18 protein-coding genes and 1 pseudogene are annotated in these 16,826 nt (G+C 35.6%); 16 read left to right on the forward strand and 3 right to left on the reverse strand.

All coding sequences use genetic code 11. From position 1 onward, the window contains the following. Window position 1: 1 nt before the first annotated feature. The 15 genes and pseudogenes from MM236_RS13940 to MM236_RS14010 all read left to right on the forward strand — a co-directional run bounded on the left by MM236_RS13940 (window position 2) and on the right by MM236_RS14010 (window position 12,229). A complete protein-coding gene (locus MM236_RS13940) occupies window positions 2–1,456 on the forward strand; it encodes an NADP-dependent isocitrate dehydrogenase (protein WP_241275602.1) in 1,455 nt (484 codons plus the stop codon). Window positions 1,457–2,036: 580 nt separating this feature from the next. Continuing rightward, window positions 2,037–3,242: an ATP-binding protein gene (locus MM236_RS13945; protein WP_241275603.1), complete on the forward strand. Its 1,206-nt coding sequence runs from the start codon at window positions 2,037–2,039 to the stop codon at window positions 3,240–3,242. After that, window positions 3,239–3,406: a group II intron maturase-specific domain-containing protein gene (locus tag MM236_RS13950; protein WP_241275604.1), complete on the forward strand. Its 168-nt coding sequence runs from the start codon at window positions 3,239–3,241 to the stop codon at window positions 3,404–3,406. The genes MM236_RS13945 and MM236_RS13950 overlap by 4 nt, the downstream gene beginning before the upstream one ends. A gap of 253 nt (window positions 3,407–3,659) precedes the next feature. Beyond that, a pseudogene (locus MM236_RS13955) lies at window positions 3,660–3,995 on the forward strand (type II toxin-antitoxin system RelE/ParE family toxin). Between the two features lie 4 nt (window positions 3,996–3,999). Then, window positions 4,000–4,299 (forward strand): helix-turn-helix domain-containing protein, encoded by a 300-nt coding sequence (locus MM236_RS13960; protein ID WP_241275605.1) that lies wholly within the window; start codon window positions 4,000–4,002, stop codon window positions 4,297–4,299. A gap of 279 nt (window positions 4,300–4,578) precedes the next feature. Beyond that, the gene (locus MM236_RS13965) at window positions 4,579–5,154 is read left to right on the forward strand and encodes a hypothetical protein (RefSeq protein ID WP_241275606.1); all 576 of its coding nucleotides are present in this window, start codon (window positions 4,579–4,581) and stop codon (window positions 5,152–5,154) included. 139 nt (window positions 5,155–5,293) lie between these two features. Further along, window positions 5,294–5,899: a hypothetical protein gene (locus MM236_RS13970; protein WP_241275607.1), complete on the forward strand. Its 606-nt coding sequence runs from the start codon at window positions 5,294–5,296 to the stop codon at window positions 5,897–5,899. A 157-nt stretch (window positions 5,900–6,056) separates the two neighbouring features. Next, on the forward strand, window positions 6,057–6,506 hold the full coding sequence (locus MM236_RS13975; protein WP_241275608.1) for a type II secretion system protein GspG: 450 nt from the start codon (window positions 6,057–6,059) through the stop codon (window positions 6,504–6,506). Between the two features lie 237 nt (window positions 6,507–6,743). Further along, a complete protein-coding gene (locus MM236_RS13980) occupies window positions 6,744–7,139 on the forward strand; it encodes a hypothetical protein (RefSeq protein ID WP_241275609.1) in 396 nt (131 codons plus the stop codon). Between the two features lie 117 nt (window positions 7,140–7,256). Then, the gene (locus tag MM236_RS13985) at window positions 7,257–8,096 is read left to right on the forward strand and encodes an ExbD/TolR family protein (protein WP_241275610.1); all 840 of its coding nucleotides are present in this window, start codon (window positions 7,257–7,259) and stop codon (window positions 8,094–8,096) included. A gap of 327 nt (window positions 8,097–8,423) precedes the next feature. Then, window positions 8,424–8,702: a DUF2089 family protein gene (locus MM236_RS13990; protein WP_241275611.1), complete on the forward strand. Its 279-nt coding sequence runs from the start codon at window positions 8,424–8,426 to the stop codon at window positions 8,700–8,702. Next, window positions 8,695–9,294: a hypothetical protein gene (locus tag MM236_RS13995; RefSeq protein ID WP_241275612.1), complete on the forward strand. Its 600-nt coding sequence runs from the start codon at window positions 8,695–8,697 to the stop codon at window positions 9,292–9,294. Before MM236_RS13990 ends, MM236_RS13995 begins: the two co-directional genes overlap by 8 nt. Window position 9,295: 1 nt before the next feature. Further along, window positions 9,296–10,276: an alpha/beta hydrolase gene (locus tag MM236_RS14000; RefSeq protein ID WP_241275613.1), complete on the forward strand. Its 981-nt coding sequence runs from the start codon at window positions 9,296–9,298 to the stop codon at window positions 10,274–10,276. A 7-nt stretch (window positions 10,277–10,283) separates the two neighbouring features. Next, window positions 10,284–10,991, forward strand: a complete 708-nt coding sequence (locus MM236_RS14005) for a DUF3784 domain-containing protein (protein ID WP_241275614.1) — start codon at window positions 10,284–10,286, stop codon at window positions 10,989–10,991. A 65-nt stretch (window positions 10,992–11,056) separates the two neighbouring features. Continuing rightward, window positions 11,057–12,229 carry a DUF4221 family protein gene (locus MM236_RS14010; protein ID WP_241275615.1) on the forward strand — a complete coding sequence of 391 codons (1,173 nt, stop codon included), beginning with the start codon at window positions 11,057–11,059 and terminating at the stop codon, window positions 12,227–12,229. 234 nt (window positions 12,230–12,463) lie between these two features. Here the strand turns inward: MM236_RS14010 and MM236_RS14015 are convergent, their stop codons facing one another. From MM236_RS14015 to MM236_RS14025, 3 genes are all read right to left on the reverse strand, one after another. Next, the gene (locus MM236_RS14015; protein WP_241275616.1) at window positions 12,464–12,643 is read right to left on the reverse strand and encodes a hypothetical protein; all 180 of its coding nucleotides are present in this window, start codon (window positions 12,641–12,643) and stop codon (window positions 12,464–12,466) included. A 17-nt stretch (window positions 12,644–12,660) separates the two neighbouring features. Then, window positions 12,661–14,466, reverse strand: coding sequence for a translational GTPase TypA (gene typA / locus MM236_RS14020; RefSeq protein WP_241275617.1), 1,806 nt, complete (start codon window positions 14,464–14,466; stop codon window positions 12,661–12,663). Between the two features lie 214 nt (window positions 14,467–14,680). After that, complete coding sequence (locus tag MM236_RS14025) at window positions 14,681–15,508, reverse strand: OmpA family protein (protein ID WP_241275618.1); 828 nt, start codon at window positions 15,506–15,508, stop codon at window positions 14,681–14,683. 243 nt (window positions 15,509–15,751) lie between these two features. Here MM236_RS14025 and MM236_RS14030 point away from each other — a divergent pair, with 243 nt between their 5' ends. Further along, window positions 15,752–16,825, forward strand: coding sequence for an efflux RND transporter periplasmic adaptor subunit (locus MM236_RS14030; protein WP_241275619.1), 1,074 nt, complete (start codon window positions 15,752–15,754; stop codon window positions 16,823–16,825). Window position 16,826: the final 1 nt, after the last annotated feature.

A 16,826-nucleotide genomic window follows, 5' to 3' on the forward strand; every position in this document is an offset into this window, starting at 1 on the left:
TATGTCATCAAAAAGAAAAATTACCGTAGCCTATGGCGATGGAATCGGTCCCGAAATCATGAAAGCCACGCTGAATATCTTAGAAGCGGCCGGTGCTCAATTGGAATACGATGTCATTGAAATTGGCGAGCAGGTATATTTAAAAGGAATTAGCTCAGGAATGGAGCCTGGTGCATTTGAATCCTTGAAAGAGACAAAAATATTTTTAAAATCTCCAATAACAACACCACAAGGTGGAGGGTTTAAGAGTCTGAACGTGACTACAAGGACTTCCTTTGGTCTTTTTGCGAATGTTAGGCCTTGCAAAGCTTACTCACCTTATATCAAAACACATTATCCCGAAACAGATTTGGTGATCATTCGAGAGAATGAAGAAGATCTTTATGCAGGGATAGAGCATCGACAAACCCAAGAGGTAGTGCAAAGTTTGAAATTGATCTCAAGACCAGGTTCTGAGAAAATCATCAGATACGCGTTTGAGTACGCCAAGAAATATGGCAGAAAGAAAGTGACCTGTATGACCAAAGACAATATCATGAAACTGGCTGATGGGCTTTTCCACAAGACTTTTGATGAGATTGCCAAAGAATATCCAAATATCCAGACAGATCATAAGATCATCGATATCGGATCCGCATTGATCGCAGAAAGACCACAGACTTTTGATGTGATCGTAACTTTGAATCTCTATGGTGATATCATTTCTGATATTGCAGCACAAGTGACTGGCTCAGTCGGTCTTGGAGGATCGGCAAATGTCGGTGAAGAAGTGGCGATGTTTGAGGCGATCCATGGATCTGCACCTGATATTGCAGGCATGGACATGGCTAACCCGTCTGGATTGCTGAACGGTGCCGTGATGATGTTGGTACATATTGGTCAACCTGATGTGGCAGAGAAAATCGCCAATGCATGGATGAGAACTTTGGAAGATGGGATCCATACGGGGGATATTTATCAGGAAGGATTGTCATCCAAAAAAGTCGGTACGCAGGAGTTTGCCCAGGCAATTATAGAAAGATTGGGACAGAAACCAGTGAATATGATTCCAACAGTATTTGATAAATCAGCTACTGAGCCAATGAACATCAAACTATCTCCAGTAACCAAGTCCAAGAAAGAATTGATCGGTGTGGATGTGTTTGTAGATTGGGATGAAGACGGTAGAGACCCAAATGCCATCGGTGAAAAACTCAGACAGGCAGATGCTGATGGACTGAAATTGACATTGATCACCAACAGGGGAGTAAAGGTATTCCCAGGCGGAATGCGTGAAACTTTCTGCACAGATCATTGGAGATGCAGGTTCCAAAATGCAGGTCAGTCTCCAGTCAGCCACGCACAGATTTTGGACTTGATGGATCAAGTTGCCAAGTTAGGCTTTGACTTTATCAAAACAGAAAATCTCTATTCCTTCGATGGTGTAAGAGCATATAGCTTGGCACAGGGAGAATAAAATGAAAGGATGAAGGAGGAAATCAGAAGGAGGAATTTCACAGAATAAAATTAAAAACCGGGTAGAGATGCTCGGTTTTTTTTGTTTTTCATTTCTTCGAAATGTTTTATTTTTTTAGATGATTAGAGGGGATAGTTCATTAAACTGTGACCAAAATACCCAGACCATGAAATAATTAAAATTGAGAATGGTCTCTTCGAAGGAAATTATTTTATACTTCAGAGAGTTTTTAATCGATTTGAAAGTCTCTTAATAAGGAATAAAGCCCACAACATCACCATGGATACAGTCTGCTGTAGCCGAGCGTTTCCGAGAAATTAGAAAGGTTAGTGTCTTTAAGAAGTTTGGAGTAGGTTGGAAGAGAACGGCTTCGAATGCCCGCCTGAAGTCAACATGCCTGCCATCTCCAAGCTGAATCCCGTTGTCAACAAGCTTAAAACCCACAATATCTATAATTGAAGAATGTTGGATTTTTCATAAATTCTTCAATTATGATTTAAGAAATATCGCTATTTATTGAAACATTCAAATATGATTGAAAAATTAACTATATTTGTATAAAGTTTAAGATATAGATGAAATGGCTAAATACATCGAAAGACCACTTTACATTGATAGATTAAAACCATTTATTGGTAAATCATTGATAAAGGTATTAATTGGACAGCGGAGAGTTGGGAAAAGCTATCTGTTAATGCAATTGAGAGACCTTATTAAAAAACAAAGCCCTGATACTCAAATAATTTATATCAATAAAGAGCAACATGAATTCTCGAAAATAACAAATTCAGATGACCTCTTTCTCTATTTGAAAGAAAATGTAAAGGGGAACGGCAATGTAGCACTATTTATTGATGAAATACAAGATATTGAATCATTCGAGATAACATTAAGAGACCTTGCAACGAGAGGTAATTACGATATCTATTGCACGGGAAGTAATGCTAATTTACTTTCAAGCGAACTCGCTACATTTTTAAGTGGTAGATATATTGAAATTAAAGTATTTGGTTTAAGCTATACTGAGTTTCTGGTGTTTTATAATTTGCAGGATTCAGTTGCAACATTTCAAACCTATCTAAAATTCGGAGGATTACCATACCTAATTAATTTAAATACTGAAATACAAGTTGCATATGAGTATTTAACAAGCATTTATAATACCATATTGCTCAAAGATGTTGTTACACGATTTAAAATTAGAAATGTAAAGTTTTTAGAAAATTTGGTTGAATTCCTAGCAGATAATATTGGAAGTATAGTATCCTCTAAGAAAATCAGTGATTATCTAAAATCTCAAAAAGTAAACATATCACCTCAAGTTGTTATCGACTATCTTGGGTATCTTGAGTCATCATTTTTGATTTTCAAAGTAAAACGAACAGGAATAGAGGGAAAAAAAATATTTGAAATAGGTGAAAAGTATTTCTTTGAGGATATTGGTATTCGTAATGCAATTGTTGGATATAAGACAAGTGATATTCATAAAATATTGGAAAACGTTGTTTATCTACACTTACGAATGGCAGGATATTCTGTAACTGTTGGGCAAGAGGGGAATAAAGAAATTGATTTTATCGCACAAAAAGCTGGAGAAAAAATTTATGTTCAAGTTGCTTACATGTTGACAAATGAGGGAACAATAGAACGAGAATACGGAAATTTACTGGAAATATCGGATAACTTTCCAAAATATGTTGTTACAATGGATGAATTGACTGAAATATCAACATACAAGGGAATCAATCGAATGCATGTTAAAGACTTTTGTTTAAAAATGGTGTGACAGATATTAATCGTTTGAATCCTGTCATCAGGGGACTGCTCAATTACTATCATAAGTTTAGAGGAGAATCCATACGTGAAGTATGGAACCAACTTAACCACCGCTTGCTCAAGTGGGTAAAATGGGAGAAGGGGCTATACAAATGGGGGCAGTCAGATGGCTAAAGCCACAATACAAATCTACCCCAAACCTGTTTGAACATTGGAAATTGGTTCAACCTTAGGTAAATTAGAACCGAAGCGATTTGCAAACATGAAGAGTCCGCCGCGGCGGATGAGAGTCTCACGCACAGCCTGTCCCGATTACGGGAGTTCTGTGGGAAGGAGGGGGTGCAATTCCCTCGTCTGACCCGATTGAAGTGTATTAAAAGAAGCCATACTTTTGGAAAATGTTATCATTTGAGATAACTTTATGGATATGTTGAGGAAGATAATTTTTTATGAAAACCACTTTATTGAATTTTATCAAAACCAGAATGATAAGGTTAAAAGTAAGATTCAATACGTATTTGAGCTGATAAAGCAAGTGGATAGGGTACCAGAGAAGTTTCTCAAACATCTGGAAGGAACTGAAGGGTTATTTGAAATAAGAGTAGAATTTCAATCAAACATTTATTGAATTTTCTGTTGCTTTGATGAAGGAAGGCTGGTGGTGCTCTTCAATGGTTTTCAAAAGAAGACCCAAAAGACCCCAAAGAATGAAATTGAGAAGGCAGAAAGATTAATGAAGGAATATTTTCAAACAAAGAAATAGGCTTATGAAGGATTATAGCAAAGTCAAAACATTCGATGAATTGATTGAATTGGAACATGGAAAAATTGGAAGTGAAAGCAGGAACAAGTATGAAGAGAATTCCCAGATGTTCATCATCAGCGAAATGCTGAAAGATGCTAGAAAGGAAGCTAACCTGACTCAAGAGCAATTGGCAGAAAAGGCCGGAACAAAGAAAAGTTATATCTCAAAGCTTGAAAATGGTAAAGGAAATATTCAGTTGTCAACTTTGATCCGAATTTTTGAACAAGGATTGAATAAAAGAATTGGGTTAACATTCCTGTGAGCATTCGAAAGGAATAACGCACTCTAACATCACCTTGGAAGACGGCGGGCGGTTCCGAGTAAATTGAAAGTTTAGTACCTTTAAGAAGTTAGGAGTAGACTGGAAGAGAACGGTTCCGAATGCTCGCCACAAACCATATACGCAAACAGTTATGGCACATTTAAAATGAAGACGATATTCAACATAATAACTTGCTTTTTACTCTTTGGTTGTGTTGATAACAAAGGAGAACAAAATGATGAACATCCAATTGAAATAAAGCAAGATTCAAACGACACTTTGACAAAAGAAGAGACAACTAAAACAAAAAATACCGGAATTGACATTGGGAGATTTAAGAAAGGATCAGATTCTTTATTGAAATCTTTAAAGGGTGAAAATTATTTCTTTGAATTAGATACTGACATTTTCGACTTCAGGACAGACAATCCTGAAACTTTTACAAAAGGACACGGGATTTTTTGGCAATTATATCAAGACACTTCTGAAAGAATAGTGAGGCATCATCTTTACGTTCCAAATACAAAAAAACAACTTAGGATATATTTAGTCGAAGCAGAATATAGGAATAAAGAGCATTTGGAAAAAGTGATTTCAAAACTTGAAAAGACTATGAACGACTCTATAAATGCTCCTGACAGTGACGACTATCAGAAGTGGAGATTAAGCCCAATTAGTGATTATGTAATTGCTTCTGACTATAAAATGTATTGGTTAAACGGTGCTTATCCTTATTCAAATAGAGAGTTTCTGAAATTTATAGACTGTCTGAAAAACAACATCGACACGACAACATTTAAGGGACGAATAATTTGCCTATTTGGAAAAGACTGTGAAAATGAAAACGTGCCATAATAGGTGTTTGGCAAAAGTAGCGGTTAAGTGCTTCGTATGACAGTTTTTACTAAATTTGAAGTTCAGTGCTCGAATGAAGTTTGGTGGTATAAATCGCCACCTTCGCCAAGCGCCAAAATATTACAGCCAATAGGAAAAAATGCAGACACTAGAAAAATTACTTTTAGCCATAATCTTTATTGCAATCCTAGGTTGTGATTTTAAACCAAATCAAAATAATTTTTGGATCAATCAATCTAAAATAGATGAAGTCCTTAAGTTTGAAAAATCATTAAATTATAACACCCAAATTATTGAACAAAAAGTTTTTCTTTCTTCAACCGTATTTCCAAAAGTTGATGAACTTGATATAGAACTTCCATTAATTGTAAAAAGAGAAGGGGAATTTATCCCATTGTATGCGGAATATTTTTTTACGCGTGAAGATTCCATTGTTCAATACGTAAGCTATAATTGGGAGCACGACCTATTTGGTAGTTACCAAGCAAAACAAAATTTATGGAAATCGGAAAGTAATAAGTTAACTCAGTATGATTCAGCCTATCAAAAAATAAAAGAAGATTTAATTGCATTGCTTTCCTTACCTATGATTGAAGATAAGGAATTAGAAAAAAGCATAAATCAAAATGGAGTAGAAGTTTACTTTAGAGAAGCGATTTGGGAGGATGAAAAAATCAAATCAAAGCTAAATCTTTTCTTTGGAGACCAAACCTTTCGGGTTAGATGGAGCTATTATTGGAAGTAAGGAACTACTGGCTGTAACATCACATTAGGTTCAGCAGGCTGTTCCGAGTAAATTGAAAGTTCAGTATCTTAAAAAAGTTAGGAGTAGGCTGGAAATGAACAACTCCGAATGCAGGACCGCCGTCTCCAAGCAGAATCCTTTTGATATCAATTAAAAAATGAGGTACGCACTAATTCTCATTTTGAACCTTTTGATTCTTTGTATTTGGTATCGATATAGAAGAAAAAAAGGAAAGAACTTACCATGGTTCGCAGGTTGGATCCTTCCGAGTGATATTTTCGTCTTTTTTGGACTCCTAATAGTCGGAATCTTTGGAATAGTTATGTTTTTTAGCAACAGCTTTCCAATGAGTCAAAAGAGAACTGAAAAAGAAATGACAGAGATAAAAACGTCTATAAAGAAGTATAAAAAGGACACCAAGGATTTTCCAGATTCTATTGAGGAACTCATTGGTAAGAATCCTTTAAGAAAAGATTGGAGCGAAGATTATTGGGGAACTCCTTACAGACTTTCTAATAAAGGAGACCAATCTATCGAACTGACATCTGCAGGTTCTGACCGACAATTTGGAACTAAAGATGACTTGAAAATTACAATTATAGGCTGAAGCCAACTTCACCTTGGATACAGCTTGCTTACCGCAGGTAGGCGGACAGTTCCGAGTAAATAGAAAGTTTAGTATCTTTAAGAAGTTAGGAGTAGGCTGGAAATGAACGACTACGAATGCAGGCCCGCCGACCACAAGTTGAATCATTTTACTTCAATCACCCTCAATGAAACTGAGTAAAATTGGAATTACATTAAAAGTAAAATTCTGAATATCAAATAAACTCAAATCGATACTATGACTATATACTACAAAAAGAACGAAGTAAAGCTCAATCTATTTTTTGGGATAATGTGGCTGGGATTTGGGCTTTTGAATATGTTGGTATTTGATCGAATGCTGCTTGGTATTGCATCGACAGTGCTTTCTGGACTTTATTTTATTTTGTACCTCAACCAAAAAAAGAAACAATACTTAAACATTGAGAATGGGTTGATTAAGCAAAACTGGCTTCTCTTCGGCAAGGAAATGAAACTCGATGCGATCAATTTTATCAGTTATGGGAAAGATAAATATATTCTCAAAACAGCACAGGAGAATATGAAGATCTCAGTGAAGATCATCGATGAAAGTTCTCTTGCAGATTTGAACTCTGTTTTGGATCAGCTAGACGTAGAGTGGGTTGATCAATAACTTTTCAGAATAGGCAAATGATAACGAGTTGAAATATATGTTTTAAGAAATTCTAATTAGATTTAAGTAAATTTTAATAATGTTTTTAATTTGTTAAATGATCGAATTCTAGTATCAATGAAACAGGGTTTTCTTCTTTTTATCATTTCACTAGTTGTGAATTTGGACCTTCTCTCTCAAGAATATCCATACTTTGTCCAGGAAAATATTGCTTACTGTGAAAGTAATGTCTCAGATAAACAAGCTATCCAACTCCGTGAGGAACTTAAAGAACTTGAAGACTACTTTGTGAAAAAGGGTCTTTTGAAAGACAAAAGTGGGAGTAGCTATATTGAGGTCTTAAAGCAAATAGCCATGGACAATGACCTATATTTTAACATTGATAGAGATTTCCAGATTCTTGATAAATTAGGCTTTAAGATTTATTCGAAGTGCTACTATAAGGCTCTCGATCCTGAAGGCTTTGGCAAACTTACAGATAGACACTTGCATGCCGCTGAAGTAATAGTTCAGAATAATAACGATGAGATAACACCTGGAATAGTAGCGCAAAGAATTCTAGATAACCTGCTTGATGAAGATTTTGATCTTGAGTTTTATAAAATATCATCGCTTATTGCTTTTTATACAATATCCCAAACAGGCTCTATAATGGATTTTGTTGAGGCAAATAAGAGTTTGGCTGATTTTTCTGAGATCATGGAAGTTTTTTTAGATGATACCAACCGAATAACGATTGATGGTAGTTACGTTAGCTTTGATCAATTGAAACAAAAGGCTCATCAATTTCTACAAATCGACCCAAATGAAAAGGGGATAGTGCTCATTGCATCAAAGGAGGTAAGTTATGAAGTGTATTTACAAGTAAAAGAAATACTCAGCCTTGTCTATTCAGAGTTGAATGTGGAAGATGGGGATGTTTCAAAAAATATAATTTACAAATTCGAAGGACTCTAAGGTTTATTCATACATTTCGCAAAACATTGTAGGGCAGACATTTTTACTATCAAGAAATTATGGATGTCCACATTATATGTAAAGATATCTTTTTTCATTGTTGGGGAAATTGGTGATGTTCTTTGGGCATCTCATGGTTGAAATTTCTATTTTCACTTTCTATTTTCAATATTTTTTCTATCAGAAAAACTGTTCTTGTTTATCATTGTTAAACTTAATTTATTGAATAAAGTTTTATGTTTTGTTTATTTTTAGTTTAATGTTATTTCAATTTATTTGAATAATATTTAATAATTGTATTATATTTGATTTCTTAGTTTTAAATAAATGAATAAAAAGTTACCGATAATTTGTCCTAGTTGCAGTTCTGGTTTGAAGGTCAAAAGTCTCCATTGCGATAGCTGCGAAACAACAATAACTGGTCAATTCAATTTACCTGTGCTATTAAGGTTGGAAAAGACTGAGTTGGATTTTGTTTTGGATTTCATAAGATGTAGTGGAAGTCTAAAAATCATGGCGTCCAAACTTAACCTGAGCTATCCAACTGTTAGGAATATGTTGGATGATTTAATCTATAAAATCGACAAACTAGAGCAAGATGTTTAAAAAGTTAACCAACCCTTTTATATATGTTGCAGGTTCAAAATCGCTAGTTCTTGGCTTGCTTACCATATTTGGGACCTCTATTGTGGCGTATTTTAGTAAGACCTATTTCCCGGATATTATTTCAGTTAAAATGGGTGTTGATTTATCTATTTTGAGCTCTATCGCTCAAAATTTCATAAATTGGTTTGTAGTTTCTATTTTGTTCCACCTTATGGCTATGATTTTGTCAAAATCAAAAATCCGAATGCTGGATATTTTTGGCACACAAGCATTGGCAAGGTTTCCCTATTTTTTTGTTTCATTTATTAATTTTTCAGAGTCTTTGGATCTGTTTGGGAAGTATTTGCTTTGGACATTTATGAGCTATGGTGAACCTATTGAAATTACAATAATCCAGAAATCGATAGCTGTATTCTTGTTGTTTATTTCTCTGGTATTTACCATTTGGATGGTGATGCTAATGTATAATGCTTTCAAAGTTTCTGCAAATTTGAAAGGGACTAAACTAATCTTGTCATTTATTATCGTCATGATTTTCTCCATGGTGGTTTTAACTTATCTGTCTAAAATACTCATTTTAAACATCAATTAGTATGAAAAAATCAATCTCACTTTTAGTCTTGTTCCTATTTTCCACTTCTCTGTGGGCTGCCAATAAAGAAGATACGGTTTTTGTAGAAACAAAAATCACATTGCAAACTAAAACGGGAGAAATTTTCGGGACTTTGACAAGCCCTGAAAAAATTGAAAATGTTCCTGTTGCTTTGATTATAGCTGGATCTGGACCGACAGACAGGGATGGGAATAATCCCATGATGAAAAATAATTCCTTGAAAATGCTTGCCCATGCTTTATCCAAAAACGGCATAGCAACTTTGAGATATGACAAGAGGGGGATTGCAGAAAGTAAACTAGCAGGAAAAAGTGAGGAAGATCTTCGGTTTGATGACTATATCAATGATGTACAAGAATGGATATCATTGCTAAAGCAAGATGGGAGGTTTTCAGAAATAGTGGTTATTGGACATAGTGAGGGATCATTGATTGGAATGATAGCGGCAACAAATGCAAATAGGTTTATTTCCATCGCTGGAGCAGGACAGTCTGCAGATAAATTGATAAAAGGACAATTGAGTGCACAGCCAAAAGAAGTTCAAGATATATCCTTTCCGGTTATTGATAGTTTGAAAATGGGGAAAACAGTGGAAAATGTAAATCCCATGCTTTATTCATTGTTTAGACCAAGTGTTCAACCTTATATGATTTCATGGTTTAAATATGATCCTCAGGAGGAGATAAGTGCACTTCATATTCCGACAATGATAATCCAAGGAACAAATGATATCCAAGTGACTGTGGAAGATGGACAAGATCTTTCAAAGGCGAATCCTGATGCACAATTGGTTCTTATTGAGAATATGAACCATATTTTCAAAATAGTGGAAGGAGATAAACAAGCAAATTTGGCTACATACAATAATCCCGATATACCCATAGCAAATCAACTGGTTGAATTGATAGTGGGCTTTGTTTTGGATAGATCAGATGATTTGACAAAAACACATAAAAAATGATGATGTTATGATCATTACAGGATTGTTTTTGATAGGGATTGGCTTTTTGGTGAAAGCTTTTCCGAATTTGATCGCAGGGTACAACACCATGTCGCAGAAGCAAAAAGACAATGTAGATGTAGAAGGATTATCTACTTTTATGCGCAATGGGCTTGTTTTAATGGGCATGGTCGTGATTATTGGTTATCATGGTTTGAAGTGGGCAGGCCAGGATGTCTTGTTGGGATATTTTATTCCGGGAGTGATTTTGATAGGGGTGTTTTTTTTGGTTTTTAGAGCAAAAAAATTCGACCAAAACGAGGGCGGGTTGGTTAAATCCAAATTAAAGAGCGTGTTCACAATAGTGATTTTAGTTTTTGCTTTAGGAAGTGTTGGCTATGGTCTTATACCTTCCAGCTATGAACTCAACGACGATCGTGTGACATTTTCTGGAATGTATGGTACAGAGATAGTGATTTCAAAAATTGAAACAGTTTCTTTGATCAACAAAATGCCTTCCGTCAAAGCCCGAACAAATGGTCTTGGGTTTGGACCGATTCGAAAGGGTTTTTTCAGGATAGAAGGTCAAGGGAAGTGTCGCTTGCTCCTACATAGTTACCATGGGCCTTTTGTAATGATCAGTACCAAAGACCAAGAAGTGGTATATGTAAATTTCAAAAAGAAAGAAAAGACAGAAATGGTTTATAATAAGCTAAAAGCACTAAAAGAAAAATAAGTGAAGAATAATTGCTTAGTTTGTAATTTTTATTAACTTAGTTGATTGCTCACTCAATTTATGTTATGAGAAATCTTCTACTCCTTATCATGTTCCCTTGTCTAATCGCGTGCTCTGACAAAGGAGCCGATTCTATTGGTAAAGTTTATACCAATAGTTTTACTGAAGTTGGTCAAGTCAAATTAGAGATTGATACCTTGTCTGATTTTAATTTTCCAGAGTTTCAGGTGATCCAAGATTCAGGGCAAGAAATGCTACTTGTGATGAACAAGGTTAATTTTTCTTTTGATTTTTATGATTTGATATCCGGAGAAAAAGTAAAAAGAACAGTAATCCAAAAAGAAGAAAAATTTCCTATTCGAGCATTGTATGGGTTTTGGTATCATAATTCAGATTCTATTTTCTTATTTAATCAGATGTTATTAAATGGGATTTCATTGATCAATGGAAATGGAGAGATATTGACGCAGTTCAATCCTCAAAAAGTTGACAGAAGTAGTCCACAAGCAATAATGAAAAGTATGGTTAATCATTATTCAAGATCTGCCAATCCGACTATTTATGAAAAAGGCAAATTGCATTTTTCAGACATGAGTTTGAATGGTTTTTTAAGTTCCCCAGAAGCGATGGAAGCTTTCCGACCTGCTGTAGAAGTCGATTTGGTTAAGAATGAAGTGACTTTGATTGATAAAATAAGACTGCCAAGTTTTTATGAAGGGAAATCATGGCCTATGGATTTGGGAAATTTTTCAAGAATCAGACAAGGTGATTTGTGGATATATTCATGGTCAGGAATGGACTCTTTGTTGGTTTTTGATGAAAATATGGATTTGATTAAATCAGTAAATGCCAAAAGTGAATTTGCAAAGCCTTTGAAATATACTTCTGGGAGTAATCTGCCAAAAGATATTCAAATCCAAGAACGCGTTTCCCAAACAACATATTCATACATTTTTTATGATGCCTATAGAGAAGTTTATTATAGGTTTGTCAATATTGGAAGAGATATGGATGAAGACGATTTAGAAGATCAATTTCCTCATTTAAAAAATGATTTCAGCATCATTGTTTTGGATAAGGATTTCAATCTATTGGCAGAAAAAAGATTTCCCGGAAAAATTCATTACCCTTATAAATCATTTGTTGGTGAAAAAGGACTTTACCTTTCCCGCACCAATCCTTTTTATGAGGGAATTAATGAAGATGAGGTGGTTTTTGATGTATATGAGTTTAATTGAGTATCATAATTAATCTTGATTTCGTTTTATTGTTTACTAAACAATACTAGTGTTGTGACTTTGTAGTTTTTGATATGGAAGGATTGGCAGAGTTGGTGTAAGTTTGCTGTGATCTCAATTCAGAAAACCTATAAAGGGAGTTGAACGGACTTTGGGAGGCCATGAAGTTTTTTGATAAAAAAGAAGCACTTTTGGTCATGCTATCCCAAGAAGATGAATTTAAGCAGGAAGGATTTAAGGTAAAGGTCGTGACTTTTCATCTTTTACATTAAGACCTGCCAAGTTTTCAAAACCTGGCAGGTCTAGTCTTCTGATGAAAAGGAGACCTTCGAGGTTTTTGGAAACCTCAAAGGTCAAAAAAAGACCCCAAAGGTTTCGAAAACCTTCGGGGTCTAGTCTTGGTACATCGTACATTGTACTTTGTACAAATTTTAAGCTTCTTTCTTCGCCATTCTTGTTCTCTCACCTTCGTCCAAATAGATTTTTCTCATTCTGATGGACTTTGGAGTGATTTCTAGGTATTCATCCTTTTGGATGTATTCCATAGCTTCTTCCAAAGAGAATTTTTTGGCAGGCTGAATCCTAACGTTGTCATCAGAACCTGAAGCTCTCATGTTGGTTAGTTTTTTACCTTTCTGAACGTTTACCACGATGTCATTGTCACGGGAATTTTCGCCGATAACTTGACCTGTGTATAACTCTTCTCCTGGCTCAACGAAGAATGTGCCTCTGTCCTGCAATTTGTCAATAGCATAAGCGGTACACTGTCCACCTTCCATAGAGATCAATGAACCATTGTTTCTTTCAGGGATCGATCCTTTGAATGGCTCGTAAGCTGAGAATCTATGGTTCATGATTGCTTCACCTTGTGTAGCTGTCAGTACATTGTTTCTCAATCCGATCAAACCTCTTGAAGGGATTCTGAATTCCAAATGTTGTAAATCACCTTTTGGCTCCATTACAAGGAGTTCACCTTTTCTTTGTGTAGCCAATTCGATTACTTTTCCTGCAGTCGTCTCAGGTACATCCACTACCAATACTTCAATTGGTTCATGTTTTACACCGTCAATTTCTTTGTAGATCACTTGAGGCTGTCCAACTTGTAGCTCGTAACCTTCTCTTCTCATCGTCTCGATCAAAACTGACAAGTGAAGAATGCCACGTCCGTAAACCAAGAATTTGTCTTCAGAATCTGTAGATTCAACTCTCAAAGCCAAGTTTTTCTCCATTTCCTTCATCAATCTGTCTCTCAAGTGACGGGAAGTCACAAATTTTCCTTCTTTACCAAAGAAAGGAGAGTTGTTGATCGTGAAGAGCATGTTCATAGTAGGCTCATCTATAGAGATTCTTGGTAGCGCTTCTGGATTTTCAAGATCAGCAAGTGTATCACCGATTTCGAAATCATCAATACCAGTTACAGCACAAATGTCTCCTGCTACTACTTCAGTTACTTTATTTTTTCCTAGACCTTCAAATACATGAAGTTCTTTTACTTTTACTTTTTTGAAAACACCATCCGCCTTGCACAAAGTCAATTGAGATCCTTCTTTGATGGAACCTCTTTTTACTCTACCGATGGCTATACGACCTACGAAGTTAGAGTAATCAAGGGAAGTGATTTGCATTTGTAGCGTACCTTCGTCGATTTTTGGCGCCGGAATATGGTCTATGATAGCATCCAAAAGTGGAATGATGGTATCAGTAGGGTTTTTCCAATCTGGACCCATCCAGTTGTTTTTGGCAGAACCGTAAAGGGTCTGGAATTCCAACTGCTCTTCTGTAGCGTCCAAATTGAACATCAATTCGAAGACAGATTCCTGAACTTCGTCAGGACGACAGTTTTCTTTATCCACTTTGTTGACTACCACAATTGGAGTCAATCCAAGTGCTAGGGCTTTGCCCAATACGAATCTTGTCTGTGGCATAGGGCCTTCAAAGGCATCAACCAATAGGATAACCCCATCAGCCATTTTCAAAACTCTTTCCACTTCACCACCAAAGTCTGCGTGACCTGGAGTATCAATAATATTGATTTTGGTGTCTTTATATCTTACGGATACGTTCTTAGAAAGAATTGTGATACCCCTTTCTCTTTCCAAGTCATTGTTGTCAAGGATAAGATCGTCAAACTGTTGGTTCTCACGGAAGATTTTAGAGAGATGAATGATTTTGTCCACGAGAGTGGTCTTGCCGTGGTCAACGTGTGCGATAATCGCGATATTCCGAATACTTTGCATTGTAAATTTGAATTAAGGTGCAAAGGTAGGAATAATATTTGGTTTCTTTCTGATTCACTTCAAATTGATAAGGAAAAGATAACATGGATTGTATGGATAAAAGATTGAGAAAATTGAAAAATTACAGATTATTGAATTTAATCAAGGTTGAAATCAATATTCCTGTTTTTTCTCTTTTCTCAAAAAACCAAATATAGACGCTAATTCATGTAGCTTATTTTAAGACCATTTCCACTCGTCTGTTTTTACTTTTTCCTTCTTCGGATGTGTTACTAGCCACAGGTGACAATGATGCTACACCATAAGCACTGATTCTCGAAGTAGGTATATTATAATTGCTTGTCAGTTCCTTTACTACAGATCTGGCTCTTTCCTCGGAGAGCTTTTGGTTATGTTCATGTGTACCAGTATTGTCGGTATGTCCTACGAAATAAACATTTACTTTCGGATTTTGGGTTAGATACTTAGCGATATTTTCCAGTGTTTCTTTTGATTCCGGTTTGATCTCTGCTTTGTCTGTATCGAAGTAAATCCCGTAAAAAGCAGCCTTTCCATTGGCCTTGATTTCGCGGGCAATATCCTCTGCGGAAAGTACAATATATTGATTCATTGTTTCTTCTATAACGGTGCTTACAGAGAAAGTGCCACTTTGATCACTATTTATCGCTATCCACCAAGTTGCTCCTCCTGATTTCAGAGTTAAAAAAACAGTGGATTTAGATTCATTGATTACAGTCCCACCTTTGGAAGCTACTGCTTGGATGTAGTTTTGAAAAATCATCGCATTAGAAGGTCTTTTTTCCCAGTCTCCATCAAAGCTGTAATAGGTTTTTAGAAAATATCCAGCTTTCTCGTATTGTACCCAAGTACCATCTTTATCTGTAAAGTCAATTTTGATTTTGTCATACTCTTTTTCTTCACAACCGGAGATACTATGTTGTGGTAACATATTGAAAAGAGGATGAGGATTACAAGGTGTCTGGGAAAAAACATTAAATGAAATGAGTAGTCCCAGAAAGATTGAGAAAAAGATCTTAGCCATACAATTGTTTTTTACTGAAAGATAATTGGCAGGTCTTAAAATAGGAAATTTTCCTTTTAAAAATGCATTTAGTTTTTTTTGATAGAAAAGATTTATTTGTTTTCTGTTTAAACATTTCATTCCGGAAAAAATATTGGCTAGACTTATACTTCATCACATTTTTTCATTTTTTAACATCATGCTGTTTTGATCTTATTTAATAAATTAGTTTATTGTTGGCTAAATAGATCATTCCTGATATATATGAAGCAATTTAGACTGTTTTTTATCGTGGCTGTGCTTTTGGTCACAACTTTATCCTGTGAAGAGGAGAAAAAAGAAAGCCAAGAAATCCCATCAGAATCCTTTAGAGGTGAAGTCGCTGCGACTCCGGTGAGGGTTGCGAAAGCTGAAAAGAGAACTTTTGATTACCTCATCAATGCTACTGGTAAAATTGATGCCATGGATCAGGTGAAGATCGTAACCCAGCGACAAGGAATCCTTAGTGAGCTCAATGTTAAGGAAGGGGATTTTGTAGAAAAAGGTACCGTCTTGGCAAAGCTGGATGATTCTGAAGCCAAATTCAGACTGGAAAAAGCCAAAATTGCCTTGAAAAATTCACAGGTGAATTACGATTCAGACATATTGAGTTTTAGTTCCATTATGGAATCTGAAGATAATGAAAGAAAAACAAACCTCGTCGATCAATTGAAGTCAAAAAGTGGTCTGTTTTCAGCTGAAATTGACTTGAAAGAAGCTGAACTTGAGATTGAAAAGTCAACGATCAAAGCGCCGATTTCGGGACGTGTTGCTGATTTGAAAATCAAAAAAGGTAGTCTTGTATCCAGTGGTGAGGATTTTATGGAGATCATTAACACCAACACATTGGAATTGAAAGTGAAGGTTTTGGAATCTGATATCAACTTGATTTCCATTGGCCAAAAAGCGGAAGTTTATCCAGTAAGTAGTTCCAATATCGAAGTTACTGGTACAGTCAGAAGTATCAATCCCAAAGTTGATGAAAATGGATTGGTTCAAGTCAGTCTTCTAGTGAGTGGATCAAAAGGGTTGTTGCCAGGAATGAATGCAAGAGCAATTATCAGAGCACCCCAAACGAACAGTATCGTTATTCCAAAACAAGCTTTGGTTTATAGATCAAGTAGGGCTGTGGTATTTACAATAGAAAATAATGAATCAAAGTGGAACTATGTCGAAGTAGGCAAAGACAATGGAAAAGAAGTAGAGATTCTTTCAGGAATCGAAGCTGACAACACTGTGATTACCACCAATAATTTGCAGCTTGCACATCAGGCACCCATCCAAATTGTTAAAGATTAAT

It is taken from the genome of Belliella calami, assembly GCF_022549695.1.
Taxonomy (GTDB): Bacteria; Bacteroidota; Bacteroidia; order Cytophagales; family Cyclobacteriaceae; genus Belliella; species Belliella calami.